The organism is Streptomyces sp. NPDC043878 (assembly GCF_056435735.1).
Genome location: NZ_JBWKDW010000025.1, coordinates 39,087 through 55,788, shown reverse-complemented (window position 1 = coordinate 55,788; position 16,702 = coordinate 39,087). Strand labels below are relative to the sequence as shown.

At 73.3% G+C, this 16,702-nt stretch carries 12 protein-coding genes; 8 read left to right on the top strand and 4 right to left on the bottom strand.

The genetic code is table 11. The features are described from left to right. Positions 1–302 precede the first annotated feature (302 nt). Complete coding sequence (locus tag AC07AZ_RS29510; protein ID WP_478853040.1) at positions 303–1,481, bottom strand: saccharopine dehydrogenase family protein; 1,179 nt, start codon at positions 1,479–1,481, stop codon at positions 303–305. Positions 1,482–1,572: 91 nt separating this feature from the next. Between AC07AZ_RS29510 and AC07AZ_RS29505 the strand changes: the two genes are divergently transcribed. The 5 genes from AC07AZ_RS29505 to AC07AZ_RS29485 all read left to right on the top strand — a co-directional run bounded on the left by AC07AZ_RS29505 (position 1,573) and on the right by AC07AZ_RS29485 (position 7,779). Then, positions 1,573–1,881 (top strand): hypothetical protein, encoded by a 309-nt coding sequence (locus tag AC07AZ_RS29505; RefSeq protein ID WP_478853038.1) that lies wholly within the window; start codon positions 1,573–1,575, stop codon positions 1,879–1,881. Between the two features lie 153 nt (positions 1,882–2,034). After that, positions 2,035–3,171: a CaiB/BaiF CoA transferase family protein gene (locus tag AC07AZ_RS29500; RefSeq protein WP_478853036.1), complete on the top strand. Its 1,137-nt coding sequence runs from the start codon at positions 2,035–2,037 to the stop codon at positions 3,169–3,171. After that, a complete protein-coding gene (locus tag AC07AZ_RS29495) occupies positions 3,168–4,310 on the top strand; it encodes an acyl-CoA dehydrogenase family protein (RefSeq protein ID WP_478853034.1) in 1,143 nt (380 codons plus the stop codon). Before AC07AZ_RS29500 ends, AC07AZ_RS29495 begins: the two co-directional genes overlap by 4 nt. A gap of 21 nt (positions 4,311–4,331) precedes the next feature. Next, positions 4,332–5,546, top strand: coding sequence for an acetyl-CoA C-acetyltransferase (locus tag AC07AZ_RS29490; RefSeq protein ID WP_478853032.1), 1,215 nt, complete (start codon positions 4,332–4,334; stop codon positions 5,544–5,546). 46 nt (positions 5,547–5,592) lie between these two features. Then, entirely contained in the window at positions 5,593–7,779 is a 2,187-nt protein-coding gene (locus AC07AZ_RS29485) for a 3-hydroxyacyl-CoA dehydrogenase NAD-binding domain-containing protein (RefSeq protein WP_478853030.1), read from the top strand. Positions 7,780–7,859: 80 nt separating this feature from the next. On the opposite strand, the gene AC07AZ_RS29480 is transcribed toward AC07AZ_RS29485, so the two are convergent. Further along, positions 7,860–8,609 carry a MerR family transcriptional regulator gene (locus AC07AZ_RS29480; RefSeq protein WP_478853028.1) on the bottom strand — a complete coding sequence of 250 codons (750 nt, stop codon included), beginning with the start codon at positions 8,607–8,609 and terminating at the stop codon, positions 7,860–7,862. Positions 8,610–8,874: 265 nt separating this feature from the next. On the opposite strand from AC07AZ_RS29480, the gene AC07AZ_RS29475 reads away from it, so the two are divergent. Further along, positions 8,875–10,344 carry an amino acid permease gene (locus AC07AZ_RS29475; RefSeq protein ID WP_478853026.1) on the top strand — a complete coding sequence of 490 codons (1,470 nt, stop codon included), beginning with the start codon at positions 8,875–8,877 and terminating at the stop codon, positions 10,342–10,344. Positions 10,345–10,507: 163 nt separating this feature from the next. Here AC07AZ_RS29475 and AC07AZ_RS29470 read toward each other — a convergent pair whose 3' ends face one another. Beyond that, positions 10,508–12,001 (bottom strand): M1 family metallopeptidase, encoded by a 1,494-nt coding sequence (locus AC07AZ_RS29470; RefSeq protein WP_478853024.1) that lies wholly within the window; start codon positions 11,999–12,001, stop codon positions 10,508–10,510. Between the two features lie 215 nt (positions 12,002–12,216). Between AC07AZ_RS29470 and AC07AZ_RS29465 the strand changes: the two genes are divergently transcribed. Continuing rightward, positions 12,217–14,172 (top strand): Xaa-Pro dipeptidyl-peptidase, encoded by a 1,956-nt coding sequence (locus AC07AZ_RS29465; RefSeq protein WP_478853022.1) that lies wholly within the window; start codon positions 12,217–12,219, stop codon positions 14,170–14,172. A gap of 435 nt (positions 14,173–14,607) precedes the next feature. Here the strand turns inward: AC07AZ_RS29465 and AC07AZ_RS29460 are convergent, their stop codons facing one another. Next, positions 14,608–15,570: an FAD-dependent oxidoreductase gene (locus AC07AZ_RS29460; protein ID WP_478853020.1), complete on the bottom strand. Its 963-nt coding sequence runs from the start codon at positions 15,568–15,570 to the stop codon at positions 14,608–14,610. 74 nt (positions 15,571–15,644) lie between these two features. Here AC07AZ_RS29460 and AC07AZ_RS29455 point away from each other — a divergent pair, with 74 nt between their 5' ends. Further along, positions 15,645–16,676, top strand: a complete 1,032-nt coding sequence (locus AC07AZ_RS29455) for an oxidoreductase (protein WP_478853018.1) — start codon at positions 15,645–15,647, stop codon at positions 16,674–16,676. Positions 16,677–16,702 lie beyond the last annotated feature (26 nt).

The window sequence follows — 16,702 nt, the reverse complement described above, 5'->3', positions numbered from 1 at the left end:
CCGAGTACCCCTACGGGTACGGGTACGGGTACGGGTACGGGTGCGCCGCCGCCGTCGGCAGGCTGTGCCGTATGACGACGCACCGATCGCCCAAGCCGCTCGCCGACCCCGAGCGCCCCGTCGAGCGCCCCGTCGAGCGCGCCGTGACGGCGGCCTGGTCCTGGCCGCTCCGGCGGGGTTCGCCTGGATCTGCGGGTGATCCACACCGTGGCGCAGTGGCCGCTGTAGCAGTTCTCAGCCGCTCCCAGCGGCTCTCACGGCTCCCCGCGCTCTCAGCGGCTCTGAGCGGCTCCCCGCGGCTCTCAGCGGCTCGCGGCCACCCGGAAGGTGATCCCCGCCCGGCGCAGCCGCCCGGTCAGCGCCTCGCCCATCGCCTGGGCCGTGGTGACCTGACCCGCCGTCGGCGGCAGTTCGTCCAGGGCCAGGGACAGCGCGGACTCGGCGAACATCTTCGCCGTCTCGTCGTAGCCGGGGTCGCCGCCGGAGACCTCCGTGAACACCCGGCGGCCGCCGCCCTGACCCACGAAACGCACCCGGAACCAGCTCTTCGCGCGCTTCTCGGCGCTCGGTCCGTCCCCGGGCCTGAGCCGGTCGGACAACCGGCGGCGCACGAACGGAAGCTGCGCTGCCGCCACGAGTGCGCCCACGCCCGCGGCGCCGCCCACCGCCACCGGCAGCCGCCTGACTGCCGCGTAGTGCCGGTAGCGGAAGTCGGGGCCGTAGCGCTCCAGGGCCTTCGCGGAGCGCCGTACGATCTGCGGGTCGATGGTCGGCAGGGGCAGCGCCCAGGCGCCCACCTCGGGGGCGAAGCGCGGCGCGCCCGTCGGGGCGGAGGCCCGCCGGCCCAGCACCCGCGGCTCGTGCCGGCGCCGCTCCCGCGCGGCGGCCAGCACCTGTCGCCCGCGTGAGAACTGGCCGAGCGCAGAGGCGAACGTACCGCCGGAGAAGGCGGCGTCCGCGGTCACGAACCCGTCCACCGTCAGCGGCACGCCCTCCGGGAGCTGTTGGACCGTGAAGTAGACGCCCAGGTCGTGCGGTACCGAGTCGAACCCGCAGGCGTGCACCAGCCGGGCGCCGGTCTCGCGCGCGCGGGCGTCGTGCCGGACGTACGTCAGGTCCACGAACTCCGGCTCCCCGGTGAGGTCGAGGTAGTCCGCGCCGGTGTCCGCGCAGGCGGCGACGAGCTCCTCGCCGTAGGTCACGTACGGGCCCACCGTCGTGGCCACCACGCGCGCCTGCTCCGCGAGGGCGCGCAGCGAGGCCGGATCGGACACGTCCGCGCGCAGTACGCCGGGCTCCGCACCGCCGGGCAGCCGTTCGCGCAACCGTTCCAGTTTCTCCTCGCTGCGTCCCGCGATCGCCCAGCGCAGTCCGTCCGGCGCATGGGCGGCGAGGTACTCCGCGGTGAGCGTCCCGACGAAGCCGGTGGCTCCGAAGAGCACGATGTCGTAGGGACGGTCGGTCCTGTTCAGCCTGCTCATGACACCCCTCGGTCCAGCAGCACGCGCCGTTGTCGGTGGCCGAGGCTAGCGTGAGGGGTGCGTGGTCCGACGACGAGGTGGGAGGTGCGCGATGGCCGTGTCCGGAAACGTCCTGACGAAACGCGAGAAGACGTCTGCCGTCGCCCCCGGCCTGCCGGGCGCCACCGAGCCGTTCCGCTGGGGGGAGACCGCCGCGAAGACCGGCCGCGGCCTCGCCGGGTGCGGGTCCGCCGGAGCCGGGCGCGTGCCGGTCCCCTCGACCGGAAAGGGCGACCCGGCCGCCGCGCCGCCTGCCGCCCGGCTGGCCGAGACCCACCGGCTGGTCACCCCCACGCGCCCGATAGCGGCGCTCGGGGTGGTCACCTCCACGCGCCCGATAGCGGCGCTCGGCGGTCGCTGAGCCGGACCCCGGCACGGCGGTCGCCGGGCCGGGCCCTGGCCGGTGGCACCGGGTGTTGGCCAAGCGCTTGCTCGCCCAGCCCTTGTGCCCGGTGGAACACGTTCCTAGCATCATCGGTGTTACAGCAGTTGTGTCACGACCCATGGGGGCTGCATGGCAGCGGCAAGGACGCCAGGACACGGTCCGCTCACCGGCGTACGCGTGGTGGAGCTGGCCGGCATCGGGCCCGGCCCGTTCGCCGCCATGCTCCTGGCCGACCTGGGCGCCGACGTCGTCCGCGTCGACCGGCCCGGCGGCCCGGGGCTGGCCATCGCCCCCGAGCACGACATCACCAACCGCAACAAGCGCTCCGTGATCGTCGACCTGAAGTCACCGGACGGCGCCGCCCGCGTCCTCGACCTCGCCGAACGCGCCGACATCCTCATCGAGGGCAACCGCCCCGGCGTCGCCGAGCGGCTCGGCGTCGGCCCCGCGGCCTGCCATGCCCGCAACCCGCGGCTGGTCTACGGCCGGATGACCGGCTGGGGCCAGGACGGCCCCCTCGCCGGACGCGCCGGACACGACGTCACCTACATCGCGCTCACCGGCGCCCTCGGCATGATCGGGTCGCCCGACCGCCCGCCGGCCGTGCCGGCCAACCTGCTCGGCGACTTCGCGGGCGGCTCGCTCTACCTCGTCGTCGGCGTGCTCGCCGCGCTCCACCACGCGCGCGCCACCGGCACCGGCCAGGTCGTCGACGCGGCCATCGTCGACGGCACCTCGCACCTGTCCGCCATGATCCACGGCATGCTCGCCGCGGGCGGCTGGCAGGACCGGCGCTCGGCCAACCTCCTCGACGGCGGCTGCCCCTACTACGGCACCTACGAGACCGCCGACGGCCGGTACATGGCGGTGGGCGCCCTGGAGCCGCTGTTCTACGCGGAGTTCCTGCGTCTGCTCGGCATCGAGGACCAGGCCGGGGCCCGCACCGACTGGACCCGCTGGGGAGAGCTGCGCGAGGCGGTCGCGGCCCGCTTCAGAACCCGCACCAGGGACGAGTGGACGGCCGTCTTCGAGGACTCCGACGCGTGCGTGGCGCCCGTCCTGACGCTGCGCGAGGCACCGCACCACCCGCACCTCGCGGCCCGCGGCACCTTCACCGACCACGGCGGCCTCACCCAGCCCGCCCCCGCACCCCGCTTCTCCGCGACCCCCACCACCGTCCGCACCGGGCCCGCGCTGCCGGGCGCGGCCGCGGCAGACGTGGCCCGCGACTGGGACGTACCCGACCTCACGAAGGACCTCGGATGAAGCGGCGGATCCTCACCCCCGAGCACGACGCGTTCCGCGCCACCGTGCGCAGCTTCCTCGACCGGGAGGTGCTGCCCCACTACGAGCAGTGGGAGAGGGACGGCATCGTCTCCCGGGACGCCTGGCGGGCGGCCGGCAAGCAGGGCCTGCTCGGCCTCGCCGTCCCCGAGGAGTACGGGGGCGGCGGCACCCCCGACTTCCGCCACAGCGCCGTGCTCACCGAGGAGTTCACCCGGGCCGGCGCCGCCGGCCTCGCCCTCGGCCTGCACAACGACATCGTCGGCCCCTACCTCACCGGACTCGGCACCGAGGAGCAGAAACGCCGCTGGCTGCCCGGCTTCTGCGACGGCTCGCTGATCACGGCCATCGCCATGACCGAACCCGGCGCCGGCTCCGACCTCCAGGGCATCCGCACCCACGCTGCGGACCGCGGTGACCACTGGCTGCTCAACGGCTCGAAGACGTTCATCTCCAACGGCATCCTCGCCGACCTGGTCGTCGTCGTGGCCAGGACGACCCCGCATGGCGGCGCGCACGGCCTGTCACTGCTCGTCGTGGAACGCGGCGCCGAGGGCTTCGAGCGGGGCCGCAACCTCGACAAGATCGGCCAGAAGGCACAGGACACCGCCGAGTTGTCCTTCCACGACGTCCGCGTGCCCAAGGAGAACCTGCTCGGTGAACGCGACGGCGCCTTCGGGCACCTGATGACCAACCTCGCCCAGGAACGCCTCAGCATCGCCGTCTCCGCGATCGCCGCGGCGGAACACCTCGTGGAGATCACCACCCGGTACGTGAAGGAGCGCGAGGCCTTCGGCCGGCCGCTCGCCCGGCTCCAGCACATACGCTTCGAGATCGCCGAGATGGCCACCGAGTGCGCCGTCACCCGCGCCTTCCTCGACCGCTGCGTGGAGGATCACGTGGACGGCGAACTCGACGCGGTGCACGCCTCCATGGCCAAGTGGTGGGCGACCGAGCTGCAGAAGCGCGTCGCCGACCGCTGCCTGCAACTGCACGGCGGCTACGGCTATATGAGCGAACACCCCGTGGCCCGGGCCTACACCGACGGCCGCATCCAGACCATCTACGGCGGGACCACCGAGATCATGAAGGAGATCATCGGCCGTTCCCTGCTCGGCTAACCCTCCCCGAAAGGCGTTCCAGTGACCACCGAGGCGTATGTGTACGACGCGATCCGCACCCCGCGCGGACGCGGCAAGGCGAACGGCTCCCTGCACGGCACCAAGCCCATCGACCTGGTCGTCGGACTCATCCACGAGATCCGCGCCCGTTTCCCCGGCCTCGACCCGGCCGCGATCGACGACATCGTGCTCGGCGTCGTGGGACCGGTCGGCGACCAGGGCTCGGACATCGCCCGGATCGCGGCGATCGCCGCCGGACTGCCCGACACGGTGGCCGGCGTCCAGGAGAACCGCTTCTGCGCCTCCGGCCTGGAAGCCGTCAACATGGCCGCCGCCAAGGTCCGTTCGGGCTGGGAGGACCTCGTCCTCGCGGGCGGCGTCGAGTCCATGTCCCGGGTGCCGATGGCCTCCGACGGCGGCGCCTGGTTCAACGACCCGATGACCAACCTCGCCGTCGACTTCGTCCCGCAGGGCATCGGCGCCGACCTGATCGCCACCATCGAGGGCTTCACCCGCCGCGACGTCGACGAGTACGCCGCCCTCTCCCAGGAGCGGGCCGCCACCGCCTGGAAGGAGGGCCGCTTCGAGCGGTCCGTCGTACCGGTCCTCGACCGCGCCGGCCTCGTCGTCCTCGACCACGACGAGCACCCGCGCCCCGGCACCACCGCCGACTCCCTCGGCAGGCTCAAGCCGTCCTTCGCCGACATCGGCGAACTGGGCGGCTTCGACGCCGTGGCCCTGCAGAAGTACCACTGGGTCGAGAGGATCGACCACGTCCACCACGCCGGCAACTCCTCCGGCATCGTCGACGGCGCCTCCCTGGTCGCGATCGGCTCCAGGGAGGTCGGCGACCGCTACGGACTCACCCCGCGCGCCCGGATCGTCTCCGCGGCCGTCTCCGGCTCCGAACCCACCATCATGCTCACCGGCCCCGCGCCCGCCACCCGCAAGGCGCTCGCCAAGGCCGGACTCACCATCGACGACATCGACCTGGTGGAGATCAACGAGGCGTTCGCGGCGGTCGTCCTGCGTTTCGTGCGGGACATGGGCCTGTCCCTGGACAAGGTCAACGTCAACGGCGGCGCGATCGCCCTGGGCCACCCGCTCGGCGCCACCGGCGCCATCATCCTCGGCACCCTCGTCGACGAACTGGAGCGCCAGGACAAGCGGTACGGCCTCGCCACCCTGTGCGTGGGCGGCGGCATGGGCGTGGCGACGATCGTCGAACGCATCTGACACCCGGCGGAATCCGGACCCGAGCGACTTCTACGGAGACCCTGTCATGACCGAGAGCACCACCATCCGCTGGGAACAGGACGACACCGGTGTCGTCACCCTCGTCCTCGACGACCCCGACCAGTCCGCGAACACCATGAACCGGGCGTTCCGCGACTCCCTCACCGTGATCGCGGACCGCCTGGAGGCGGCCGTCGAGGCCGACCCCGACGCGGTCCGCGGCATCATCCTCACCTCGGCCAAGAAGACCTTCTTCGCCGGCGGCGACCTGCGCGACCTGATCCGCGTCACCCCCGACACCGCGCGGGAGCTGTTCGACGGCGGCCTCGCCGTCAAGCGCGACCTGCGCCGTATCGAGACCCTCGGCAAGCCGGTCGTCGCCGCCATCAACGGCGCTGCCCTGGGCGGCGGTTACGAACTCGCCCTGGCCTGCCACCACCGCGTCGCCCTCGACGCGCCCGGCTCCAGGATCGGCTGCCCCGAGGTCACGCTCGGCCTGCTCCCCGGGGGCGGCGGCGTCGTCCGCACCGTCCGCCTGCTGGGCATCGCCGACGCGCTGCTGAAGGTGCTGCTCCAGGGCACCCAGTACAGCCCCCGGCGCGCCCAGGAGAACGGCCTCGTCCACGAAGTGGCCGCCACCCCGGAGGAGTTGATCGCCAAGGCCCGCGCCTACATCGACGCCAACCCCGTCTCCCAGCAGCCCTGGGACAAGCCCGGGTACCGGATCCCGGGCGGCACGCCCGCCAACCCGAGGTTCGCGGCGAACCTGCCCGCCTTCCCCGCCAACCTGCGCAAGCAGACCAACGGCGCGCCCTACCCCGCCCCCCGCAACATCCTCGCCGCCGCGGTCGAGGGCTCCCAGGTCGACTTCGAGACCGCGCAGGTCATCGAGGCCCGCTACTTCGTGGAACTGGCGGCCGGCCAGACCTCCAAGAACATGATCCAGGCGTTCTTCTTCGACCTCCAGGCCGTCAACTCCGGCGCCAACCGCCCGGCGGGCGTCGAGCCGCGCACCGTCCACAGGGCCGCCGTCCTCGGCGCGGGGATGATGGGCGCGGGCATCGCCTACTCCTGCGCCCGCGCCGGCATCGACGTCGTACTGAAGGACGTGTCGCTGGAGGCCGCCGTCAAGGGCAAGGGCTACTCCGAGAAGCTGTGCGCCAAGGCCGTCTCCCGGGGCCGCAGCACCCAGGAGCAGGCGGACGCGCTGCTCGCCCGCATCACCCCCACCGCCGACCCGCAGGACCTGGCCGGCTGCGACGCGGTCATCGAGGCCGTCTTCGAGGACGTCGCCCTCAAGCACAAGGTGTTCCAGGAGATCCAGGAGGTCGTCGGCCCCGACGCCCTGCTCTGCTCCAACACCTCGACCCTGCCCATCACGGTGCTCGCCGAGGGCGTGGAGCGGCAGGACGACTTCATCGGGCTGCACTTCTTCTCGCCCGTCGACAAGATGCCGCTCGTCGAGATCATCAAGGGCGAGCGGACCGGCGAGGAGGCGCTGGCCCGCGCCTTCGACCTGGTCCGGCAGATCAACAAGACGCCGATCGTCGTCAACGACTCGCGCGGCTTCTTCACCTCCCGGGTCATCGGGCAGTTCATCAACGAGGGTGTGGCCATGGTCGGCGAGGGCATCGAGCCGGCGTCCGTCGAGCAGGCGGCCGCGCAGGCGGGTTACCCGGCCAAGGTCCTCTCCCTCATGGACGAGCTGACGCTCACCCTGCCGCGCAGGATCAGGGCCGAGTCCAGGCGGGCCGTCGAGGAGGCCGGCGGCACCTGGACCGCACACCCCGCGGAGGCCGTCATCGACCGCATGGTCGACGAGTTCGGCCGCACCGGGCGCAGCGGCGGGGCCGGCTTCTACGACTACGCCGACGGGAAGCGCACCTCCCTGTGGCCGGGCCTGCGGGAGCACTTCACGCGCGCGGACGCCGGGATCCCCTTCGTGGACATGCAGGAGCGCATGCTCTTCTCGGAGGCGCTCGACACCGTCAGGCTGCTGGAGGAGGGCGTCCTGACGTCCGTCGCCGACGCCAACATCGGCTCGATCCTCGGCATCGGCTTCCCGGGCTGGACCGGGGGAGTCCTGCAGTACGTCAACGGCTACGAGGGCGGCCTGCCCGGGTTCGTGGCACGCGCGCGGGAACTCGCCGAACGCTACGGCGAACGGTTCACGCCGCCGGCGCTGCTGGTCGAGAAGGCGGAGAAGGGCGAGCGCTTCACCGACGCGCGCTGAGCGACCCGCTCCGGGGGACGGGACCGGGTGCCCGCCTGCGCCCGTCCCCGGAGCGGCGGCCTCGGCCCCGCCCCGCCCGGTCACCCCACGGAGGACACCCCCTGCGCGGGTCCTACGGAGGACGCCCCCGGGGCGGGTGTCCCGTCCAGCCACTCGTGCAGTTCCTCCTTCAGGGACCGCTGGAAGGTCGTCAGCAGGGCCTGTATCACCAGCGGGTGCATGTGGGCCGACAGGGACTTCACGTCCTGGGCGTCCCGCTGCCCGACCTCGCCGCGGAAGAGCAGCGACAGCTCATGGGCCGCCGCCCGTGAGTGCTCGATGAGCACCGCGCGCGCCGCGGAGATCGCCTCCTGCGACAGGGGGACGTCCAGGAGCCGTACCCCCAGCCGGAGCAGCCCGAGGTCGACACGGTAGGCGTCGTCCTCCTGCCGCACCACGCCCATCGCGCCCAGCCGTTCCAGGTCCTCCTCGCCCAGCGCCCGCCCCGCCCGCCGCTCCAGGTCGGCCCGCCCCAGCGTCTCCACGGACTCCGGGGCCCAGGACGCCACCACGGCGCGCTGGACGGCGAGGTCGCGGGCGCTCAGGCCGGCCGGGAGCTGCTGCAGATAGCGCTCGATGGCCGCCAGCGTCATGCCCTGGTGCTGGAGTTCCTCGATCAGTTCCAGTCGCGCCAGGTGCCCGCGGCCGTAGTGCCCCACCCGGCGCGGACCGATCACCGGCGGTGGCAGCAGACCCCGGGTGGCGTAGAAGCGGACCGTGCGGACCGTGACGCCCGCGCGCGCGGCCAGCTCGTCGATCGTGAGGGTCGGCTCCCCGGTCTCGGTCGTCATGTGCAGCAGTATCGCTGTCCCACCAGTGGTGTGAAACCTCTGCCGCCCCATCCGCGCAGCCCGCGCCGCACCTTCCGTGAGGCCCCCGCCGCACCCGTTCGCCGCTCACCCGGGACGGCAGCCGCTGTGACGTACCCCACCGCGTGCGCTGCGGCCGGTGGGGAAGGCGGGCCCCTGGGTCCGCGCCGTCGACAGGGGCGCGGCCGACGCACATCCGGACCACCCGGCGGGACCCGCCCGGGCGCACCAGAGAGTGGAACCACCCGTGAGCAAGAACGCCGTGGACCCGGCCAGGACCGCCTCTCCCCGCGCCGGGGCGCCCGCGCCGCCGACCGACGCGGGCGACGCCGGCTACAGCAAGGACCTCAAGGCCCGCCACGTCAACATGATCGCCATCGGCGGCGCGATCGGCACCGGTCTCTTCCTGGGCGCCGGCGGCCGGCTCCACGACGCGGGTCCCGCGCTCGCGCTGGCCTACCTCGTCTGCGGCCTCTTCGCCTTCTTCGTGGTGCGGGCGCTCGGTGAACTGGTCCTGTACCGCCCGTCCTCGGGCTCCTTCGTGTCGTACGCCCGCGAGTTCCTCGGCGAGAAGGGCGCCTACGTCGCCGGCTGGATGTACTTCCTGAACTGGTCGACGACCGGTATCGCCGACATCACCGCGATCGCGCTCTACACCCACTACTGGAGCCTGTTCACCGCCGTCCCGCAGTGGACGCTCGCCCTGATCGCGCTGGCGGTCGTCCTGGCGGTGAACCTGATCTCGGTGCGGATCTTCGGCGAGATGGAGTTCTGGTTCGCCATCGTCAAGGTCGCCACCCTCGTCGGCTTCATGCTGATCGGCGTCTTCCTCCTCGCCACCCGGCACGACGTGGACGGCGCGACCCCGGGCCCGGGCCTGATCACGGACAACGGTGGCGTCCTCCCGCACGGTCTGATGCCCGTCGTCCTCGTCGTGCAGGGCGTGATCTTCGCGTACGCGGCCCTGGAACTGGTCGGAGTCGCCGCGGGCGAGACCGCCGAGCCGCAGAAGGTCGTCCCGCGCGCGGTGAACTCGATCATGTGGCGCGTGGCCGTGTTCTACGTCGGCTCGGTCGTCCTGCTGGCCCTGCTGCTGCCCGGTGCGGTCTACTCGGCCGACGAGAGCCCGTTCGTGACGGTGCTGTCGAAGGTCGGCATCCCGGCGGCCGGCGACGTGATGAACCTCGTCGTCCTGACCGCCGCCATGTCGTCCCTCAACTCCGGCCTGTACTCCACCGGCCGCATCCTGCGTTCCATGGCCATGGCGGGCTCGGCACCGCGCTTCACCGCCCGCATGAACAGCAGTCAGGTCCCCTACGGCGGCATCCTGCTGACCTGCGCGGTGTGCGTGCTCGGCGTCGGCCTGAACTACCTCGTGCCCAGCCAGGCGTTCGAGATCGTGCTGAACGTGGCCGCTCTCGGCGTCATCAGCACCTGGGTGATCATCATGGTCTGTCATCTGGTCTTCGTGCGCCGCGCCCGCCGGGGCCTGGTCACCCGGCCCTCCTTCCGGCTGCCGGGCAGCCCGGTCACGGAGACCGTCACCATCGCGTTCCTCGTGGCCGTTCTCGGCCTGATGTGGGACGACCCCGAGGTCGGCCGCCGGACCCTGCTCCTGGTCCCGCTGATCGGGCTGCTCCTGGTCGGCGGCTGGTTCGGCGTCCGCCGCCGCGTGGCCGCCGCCGAGGACCGGGAGCCGGCCGGCCTCGGCGGGTGACCGGGCACCGCGGGCGGTGACCGGGACGCGGCGCCGCCGTCGCCGTACGGTGTGCGGACCGCACGGCGACGGCTTCGGTACGCGGGCGTACGGCGACGGCTTCGGTACGCGGTCGTACGGCCCGGAGCGCGCCCCGCCCGCGACCGCGCCCGGCGCCCCGGGGTCAGCCGGTGTGGACGTCGTTCGTCGCGGCGATCTTCTGCCAGGACTTCGGCCGCGCGGGTGTCTGCGACGCCTTGGCGAGGCCCGCGCCGCGCGCCGCGGGTGCCGCGGGTTTCACCGGCTGGAAGAGCCAGGTGTCGAACAGCGTTCCCAGCGACCTGCCGGACACCTCCTCGGCGTACGCGCGGAAGTCGGCGACGGAGGCGTTGCCGTAGGCGTACTTCCGCGGCCAGCCCTTGAGGACGGCGAAGAACGCGTCGTCGCCCACGGCGTTGCGCAGTGCCTGCACGGCCAGCGCGCCCCGGTCGTAGACGGCGGTGTCGAACTGGTCGTCCGGTCCCGGGTCGCCCGGCCGGACGGTCCAGAAGGGGTCGTCGGCCGGGTGCGAGGCGTACACGTAGTCCGCGAGTTCCTGCGTGGTGCCCTCGCCCTCGTGCTCGGACCACAGCCACTGCGCGTACCGCGCGAACCCCTCGTTGATCCAGATGTCCTTCCAGCCCTTCAGCGACACGTCGTCGCCGTACCACTGGTGCGCCAGCTCGTGCACGACCACCGACGTGTTCGAGCCGTTCGCGAACTGCCGCGGGCTGTAGTACACCCGGGTCTGAGTCTCCAGCGCGTACCCGGTGGTGGTGTTGGGGACGTACCCGCCGGCCGAGCCGAAGGGATACGGCCCGAACCAGCCGCTCAGCCAGTCGACGAGCTCGCCGGTGCGTTCCACGCTCGCCCGCGCGGCCCCGTCGTTGTCACCGAGGTCCCTGCTGTACGCGTTGACGACCGGCACCCCGCCCTCGGACGTCCCGGTCGTGATGTCGAACCGGCCGACCGCCAGCGTGGTCAGATACGTCGCCTGCGGCTTGTTCTCGCGCCAGTTGTAGCGCGTCCAGCCGAGCTTCGAACTCGTCGACTGGAGCGTGCCGTTGGAGAGGGCCTGGGTGCCGTCCGGCACGGCCACCGACACGTCGTAGGTCGCCTTGTCGAGCGGGTGGTCGTTGCTCGGGAACCACCACCAGGCCGACTCGGGCTCGTCCGCCGCGACCGCGCCGTCCGGGGTGCGGTGCCAGGTGGAGAAGCCGTACGCGCTCTTGCTGGACGGCACTCCGCTGTAGCGGACGACCACCGTGAGCGGGGTGCCCGCGGGCAGGGGCGTCTTCGGGGTGATCTCCAGTTCGTGCTGGCCGGAGGTCGCGAACGACGCCGGCACGCCGTTGACCCGTACCTCGCCGACGTCCAGCAGGAAGTCGAGGTCGAACCGCGACAGGTCCTGCGTGGTGCGGGCCAGCAGGGTCGCGGTGCCCTCCAGCTCGTCGGTGGCCGGCTGGTACTTCAGCCGGAGGTCGTAGTGGGAGACGTCGTATCCGCCGTTGCCGTAGGCCGGGTAGTAGGGGTCCCCGATGCCGGGCGCGCCGGGGGAGCCGCCCGCGGCCGATGCCGGGATCGCCAGTAACAGGGAGACTGCGGCGAGTGCGCCCGGCGCGATGATTCTGCGGTGCACGAAAGCTCCAAGTCGTAGGGGCAGCAGATCCGTTCGAGGATATTGAGACCCTGCGGCCCCGCGGGTGTCCACGGCCACCCCTGTCACACGATCGCCATTCGGCCGCCACGAGCCGCCCGCCCCGCGGGCTCCCGCGGCCCCGCCCGCTCCGTCTTTCACGCACACGTCCGATTGCCGTCTTCTGCACAGGAGTTGACCCCTGTACCGTCCCGCGCATGCCGACTCGCATACGCTTCACGACCTGGAGACCGCTGGCCACCGTGGTCATCGCCGTCCTGACGGCCGCCTTCCTCACCCCGGCGGCGGCCCACGGCTCCCCACGCGAAAGCCGTCCCGTCTACTCCTACGAGAACGCCGTCCGCGAGGCGGTCTGGGTGGACACCGGCCTCGACGGCGACGCCGACGGACGCACCGACCGGGTCGCCGTCGACATCGTCCGCCCGAGCGAACCCGCCCGGCAGGGCCGCAAGGTGCCCGTCATCATGGACGCCAGCCCGTACTACTCCTGCTGCGGGCGCGGCAACGAGAGCCAGCTGAAGACGTACGACGCGAACGGCGACATCGTGCGGATGCCGCTGTTCTACGACAACTACTTCGTGCCCCGCGGCTACGCCTTCGTCGGCGTCGACCTCGCCGGCACCAACCGCTCCGACGGCTGCGTCGACGTCGGCGGCCGCTCCGACATCCAGTCCGCGAAAGCCGTCGTCGACTGGCTCAACGGCCGCGCCAGGGCCTACACCAGCCGCACCGGCACCGAACGCGCCAGGGCCGGCTGGACCAACGGGAAGACCGGCATGATCGGCAAGAGCTGGGACGGCACCATCGCCAACGGCGTCGCCGCCACCGGCGTGCGGGGCCTGAAGACCATCGTGCCGATCAGCGCCATCTCCTCCTGGTACGACTACTACTTCGCCAAGGGCGCCCCGCTCTACGACTCCGGCCCCGACTGGCTCTCCGACTACGTCGACAGTCCCGACGCCCGCGCCAAGTGCGCCGCCGTGCAGCGGAAGCTGGTGGACGGGGCACCCCGCACCGGCGACCTGACCCCGCTGTGGACCGAACGCGACTACGTGAAGGACGCCGCCAAGGTGCGGGCCAGCGTCTTCCTCGTCCACGGGATGCAGGACCTCAACGTCCGCACCAAGCACCTCGGCCAGTGGTGGGACGCCCTCGCCCGGCACGGCGTCGAGCGCAAGATCTGGCTCTCCCAGACCGGTCACGTCGACCCCTTCGACTTCCGCCGCGCCGCCTGGGTCGACACCCTGCACCGCTGGTTCGACCACGAACTCCTCGGCTACGACAACGGCATCGACCGTGAGCCCGTCGCCGACATCGAGCGCCACCCCGACCAGTGGGTCACCTCCACGGCCTGGCCGCCGCGCGGCACGGCCACCACGACCCTGCGCCCCGACGCGGGCCGGCAACCCGGCGTCGGCACCCTCGGCACGAGCCGGGGCCACGGCACGGCCGCCTTCACCGACGACCCCGCGCTCGGTGAGACCGACTGGGCCGCGCACGCCGACACCCCCACGCCCGAGAAGGCCGCCTTCACCACCGGCCCGCTCACCCGCGACCTGCGCGTGTCCGGCTCCTCCCGGGTCACCGTCACCGCCACGCCGACCACCTCGACGGCCCACCTCTCCGCCGTCCTGGTCGACCTCGGCCCCGACACCATCCGCGACTACGGCGCGAGCGGGGAGGGCATCACCACCCTCGCCGACCGCACCTGCTGGGGAGCGAGCACCGCGGGTGACAGCGCCTGCTTCCTGCAGACGCGGGCCCGCACCGCCGACGTCGGCCAGACGGTCGTCAGCCGCGGCTGGGCGGACCTCGGCAACCACGCGTCCGACCGCAGGGGAGTGCCGCTCACCCCCGGCCGGGCCTACACCATCACCCTCGACCTCGCGGCCACCGACCACGTCGTCCCGGCCGGCCATCGCCTGGCCCTGATCGTCGCCGGCACCGACAAGGACCTCATCGACCCCCCGTCGAGCACCCCCACGCTCACCCTCGACCTGTCCCGCACCTCGGCCCGCGTCCCGCTGGTCGGCGGCGCGGCCGCCTTCGCCCGCGCCACCGGGGGCTCGACGGCCACCACCCCGGCGCCCACGACCCTCCACGGCGTCCGGACCCCACCCACCACACACCGGGTCCCCGACGAAACCACCTGACGGCCGCCACTCGCCCGCGCCCTCCGGATCCCGGGGGCGCGGGTGGCGAGCCGGGCTCCGGCGGTGACACCTCCGCGGGCCCGCGTCCCCCGCACCTGAGGGGACCGACCCGCGGATCAACGGATAACGAGCCCGCGCCAGACGGGTCGCGGTGCGTGAGCCGCGTACCGGTGTGCGGAGGTCCGGCGCGCACGCGCCCGCCCGGTCGCGGTGCGTGAGCCGCGCACCGTGCGCGGAGGTCCGGCGCGCCTGCGTCCGAGGGGTCGCGGTGCGTGAGCCGCGCACCATGCGCGACCGGTCCGGCGCGACTGCGCCCGACCGGTCTCGGGGCGCGGTCGGCGGCTCAGCGGGTGACGCTTCGTGGGCGGCCCGCAGGTACGGGCGGGCGCCCCATGCCACCGCGGGCGGTGAACCCCGCACCGGACGTAGGCCGGCTCAGCCGGAAGGGGCGGTGGCGGCCAGCGTCGCCGCCTCCTCCGCGCAACCCCAGGCCACGGTCACACCCGCGCCGCCGTGGCCGTAGTTGTGCACCAACACCCGTCCGTCCGGCAGAGGTTCGCGTTCCAGCCGGACCGTGTCCCGGGCCGGACGCAGTCCCACCCGGTGCTCAAGGACCCGCGCCCCGGCGATCTCGGGCCTCAGCGCGGTACACCGCCGTACGATCGCCTCGGCGACCGCCGGGTCCGGCGCCGACGACCACGCGCCCTCCTCCGCGGTGCCGCCCAGCAGGATCCGGCCGGGCTGCGGGAAGACGTACGCGAGCTCTCCGGAGGCGTCGGTGGAGACGGTCCAGGTGCGGATGCCGGGGTTCTCCACGACGACCAGCTGTCCGCGCACCGGGCGCACGGATCCGTCCGGCACCAGCTCGCGGGCCCCGAGCCCCGTGCAGTTGACCACCACCGGCGCGCCGGCCTCGGCGAGGCCGGACACCGTACGCTCCTCGACCCGGCCGCCGGCCCGCAGCAACCGCTCCCGCAGCCACGCCAGATGGGCCGGCATGTCGATCAGCGGCAGCCGTGCCCACACCCCCGACCCGCGGTACTCGTCGGCCGTCGCCGCCCGCAGCCCCGGCACCCGGTGACCGACCCACGCCCGAGCGCCGTCCAGGCCGGCCTCACCCAGTACCCCCTCGACCATGCGTACGCCGGTCCGCGCGGGGTGCGCCGCCAGCTCCTCGTACACCTCCAGTGAGCGCAGCGCCCACGCGCGGGCGAGTGCCACCGGCTCGATGCGGTACGGCCACCACAGCGCCCCCGCGACGGCCGACGTCGTCCGCCCGACCGGGTCCCGCGTCCACACCCGCACCCGGCGGCCGCGCTCGGCCAGCACGACGGCCGTCGTCAGTCCGATCACCCCGGCCCCGATCACGACGACCTCGTCGTCCGGCTCACTGTCCATAGTGGGACGATAGGCCCGTCCGACGGAAAGCGTCCCCGGCCTCGGACCGTCCCCCGGGTGGGGATACTCCCCCCATGTCTGGCGCATACGCGACCTTCGCCCTGGCACCGGCGACGCGTGCCGGTGCCGTGCTCGGCAACGGCGACCACCGGTTCCACCGCGACTTCACGGACTTCGTCGTCGACGGACGGCCGCTGCTGTTCCGGCTGTCCGACCTGGACGCCGTCTCCCCGCTCACCTCCGACGTCCCGCCCGCGGTCCTCACCGCCCGGATCCGCGGCCTGCTCCTCGAAGCCGACGCCCCGCTGCCCGGCGGCCGCCACCCCCTCTACCGCTGCCCCGACTGCCAGGACCTGGCCTGCGGCGCCGTCACCGCCGTCATCGCGCGCAGCGGCGACGACTACGTGTGGCGTGACTTCGCCTGGCAGACCGGCGCCCACGCCGCCCCGCGGCTCGACGCCCTGCCCGGGATCGGCCCGTTCCGCTTCGACGGCACGGGCTACCGCGCGGCACTGGACACCCAGCTCGACGGCGTGGACGGCGGCTCCCCAGCGGCCCGCCGCCGGGTCCTGCTCGTCGGCCCCCGCGCGGCCGCCCTCGGGAGGCTCGCCGCCGCCCTGCGGACGATCGGCATCGGGGTCGACATCGCCCCCGACACCGACGACGTGCCCACCGAGGAACTGCGCGCCTACCGCGCCGTCGCCTTCGACCGCGCCGTACCCCCGCGGGAACGCGCCGCCGTACGCCGCCGCTTCGCGCGCGCCGGACTCGACGTGGGATACGCCGACTGCCTCGCGCCGATCGTCCCGCTGCTCGTCGCCCAGGTCGAACAGGCGCTTGACCCGAGCCCCCCGCAGCGGCGCCGGCTGACCCGGCTGGCGGCGGCCGACGGCACGGCGGTCGTCGAGGTCACCTCCGCGTGCCGGGTCCACCTCACCGTGTACCGGCCCGGCCGTCTCGCCCGCGCCCACGACCACGACGTCTTCGACGGCGTGCTGGAACCGGGCCGCCACCGCGTCGCCCTGCGCGGGAAGGCGGTGCCCGGCCGGTCGTTCCTGGTGGCGCGCACCTCGGAAAGCGTGCTGGTGGCGGCCGTGGCCCGCTGAAAACCCGGACGCGGGCCACCCGGCGG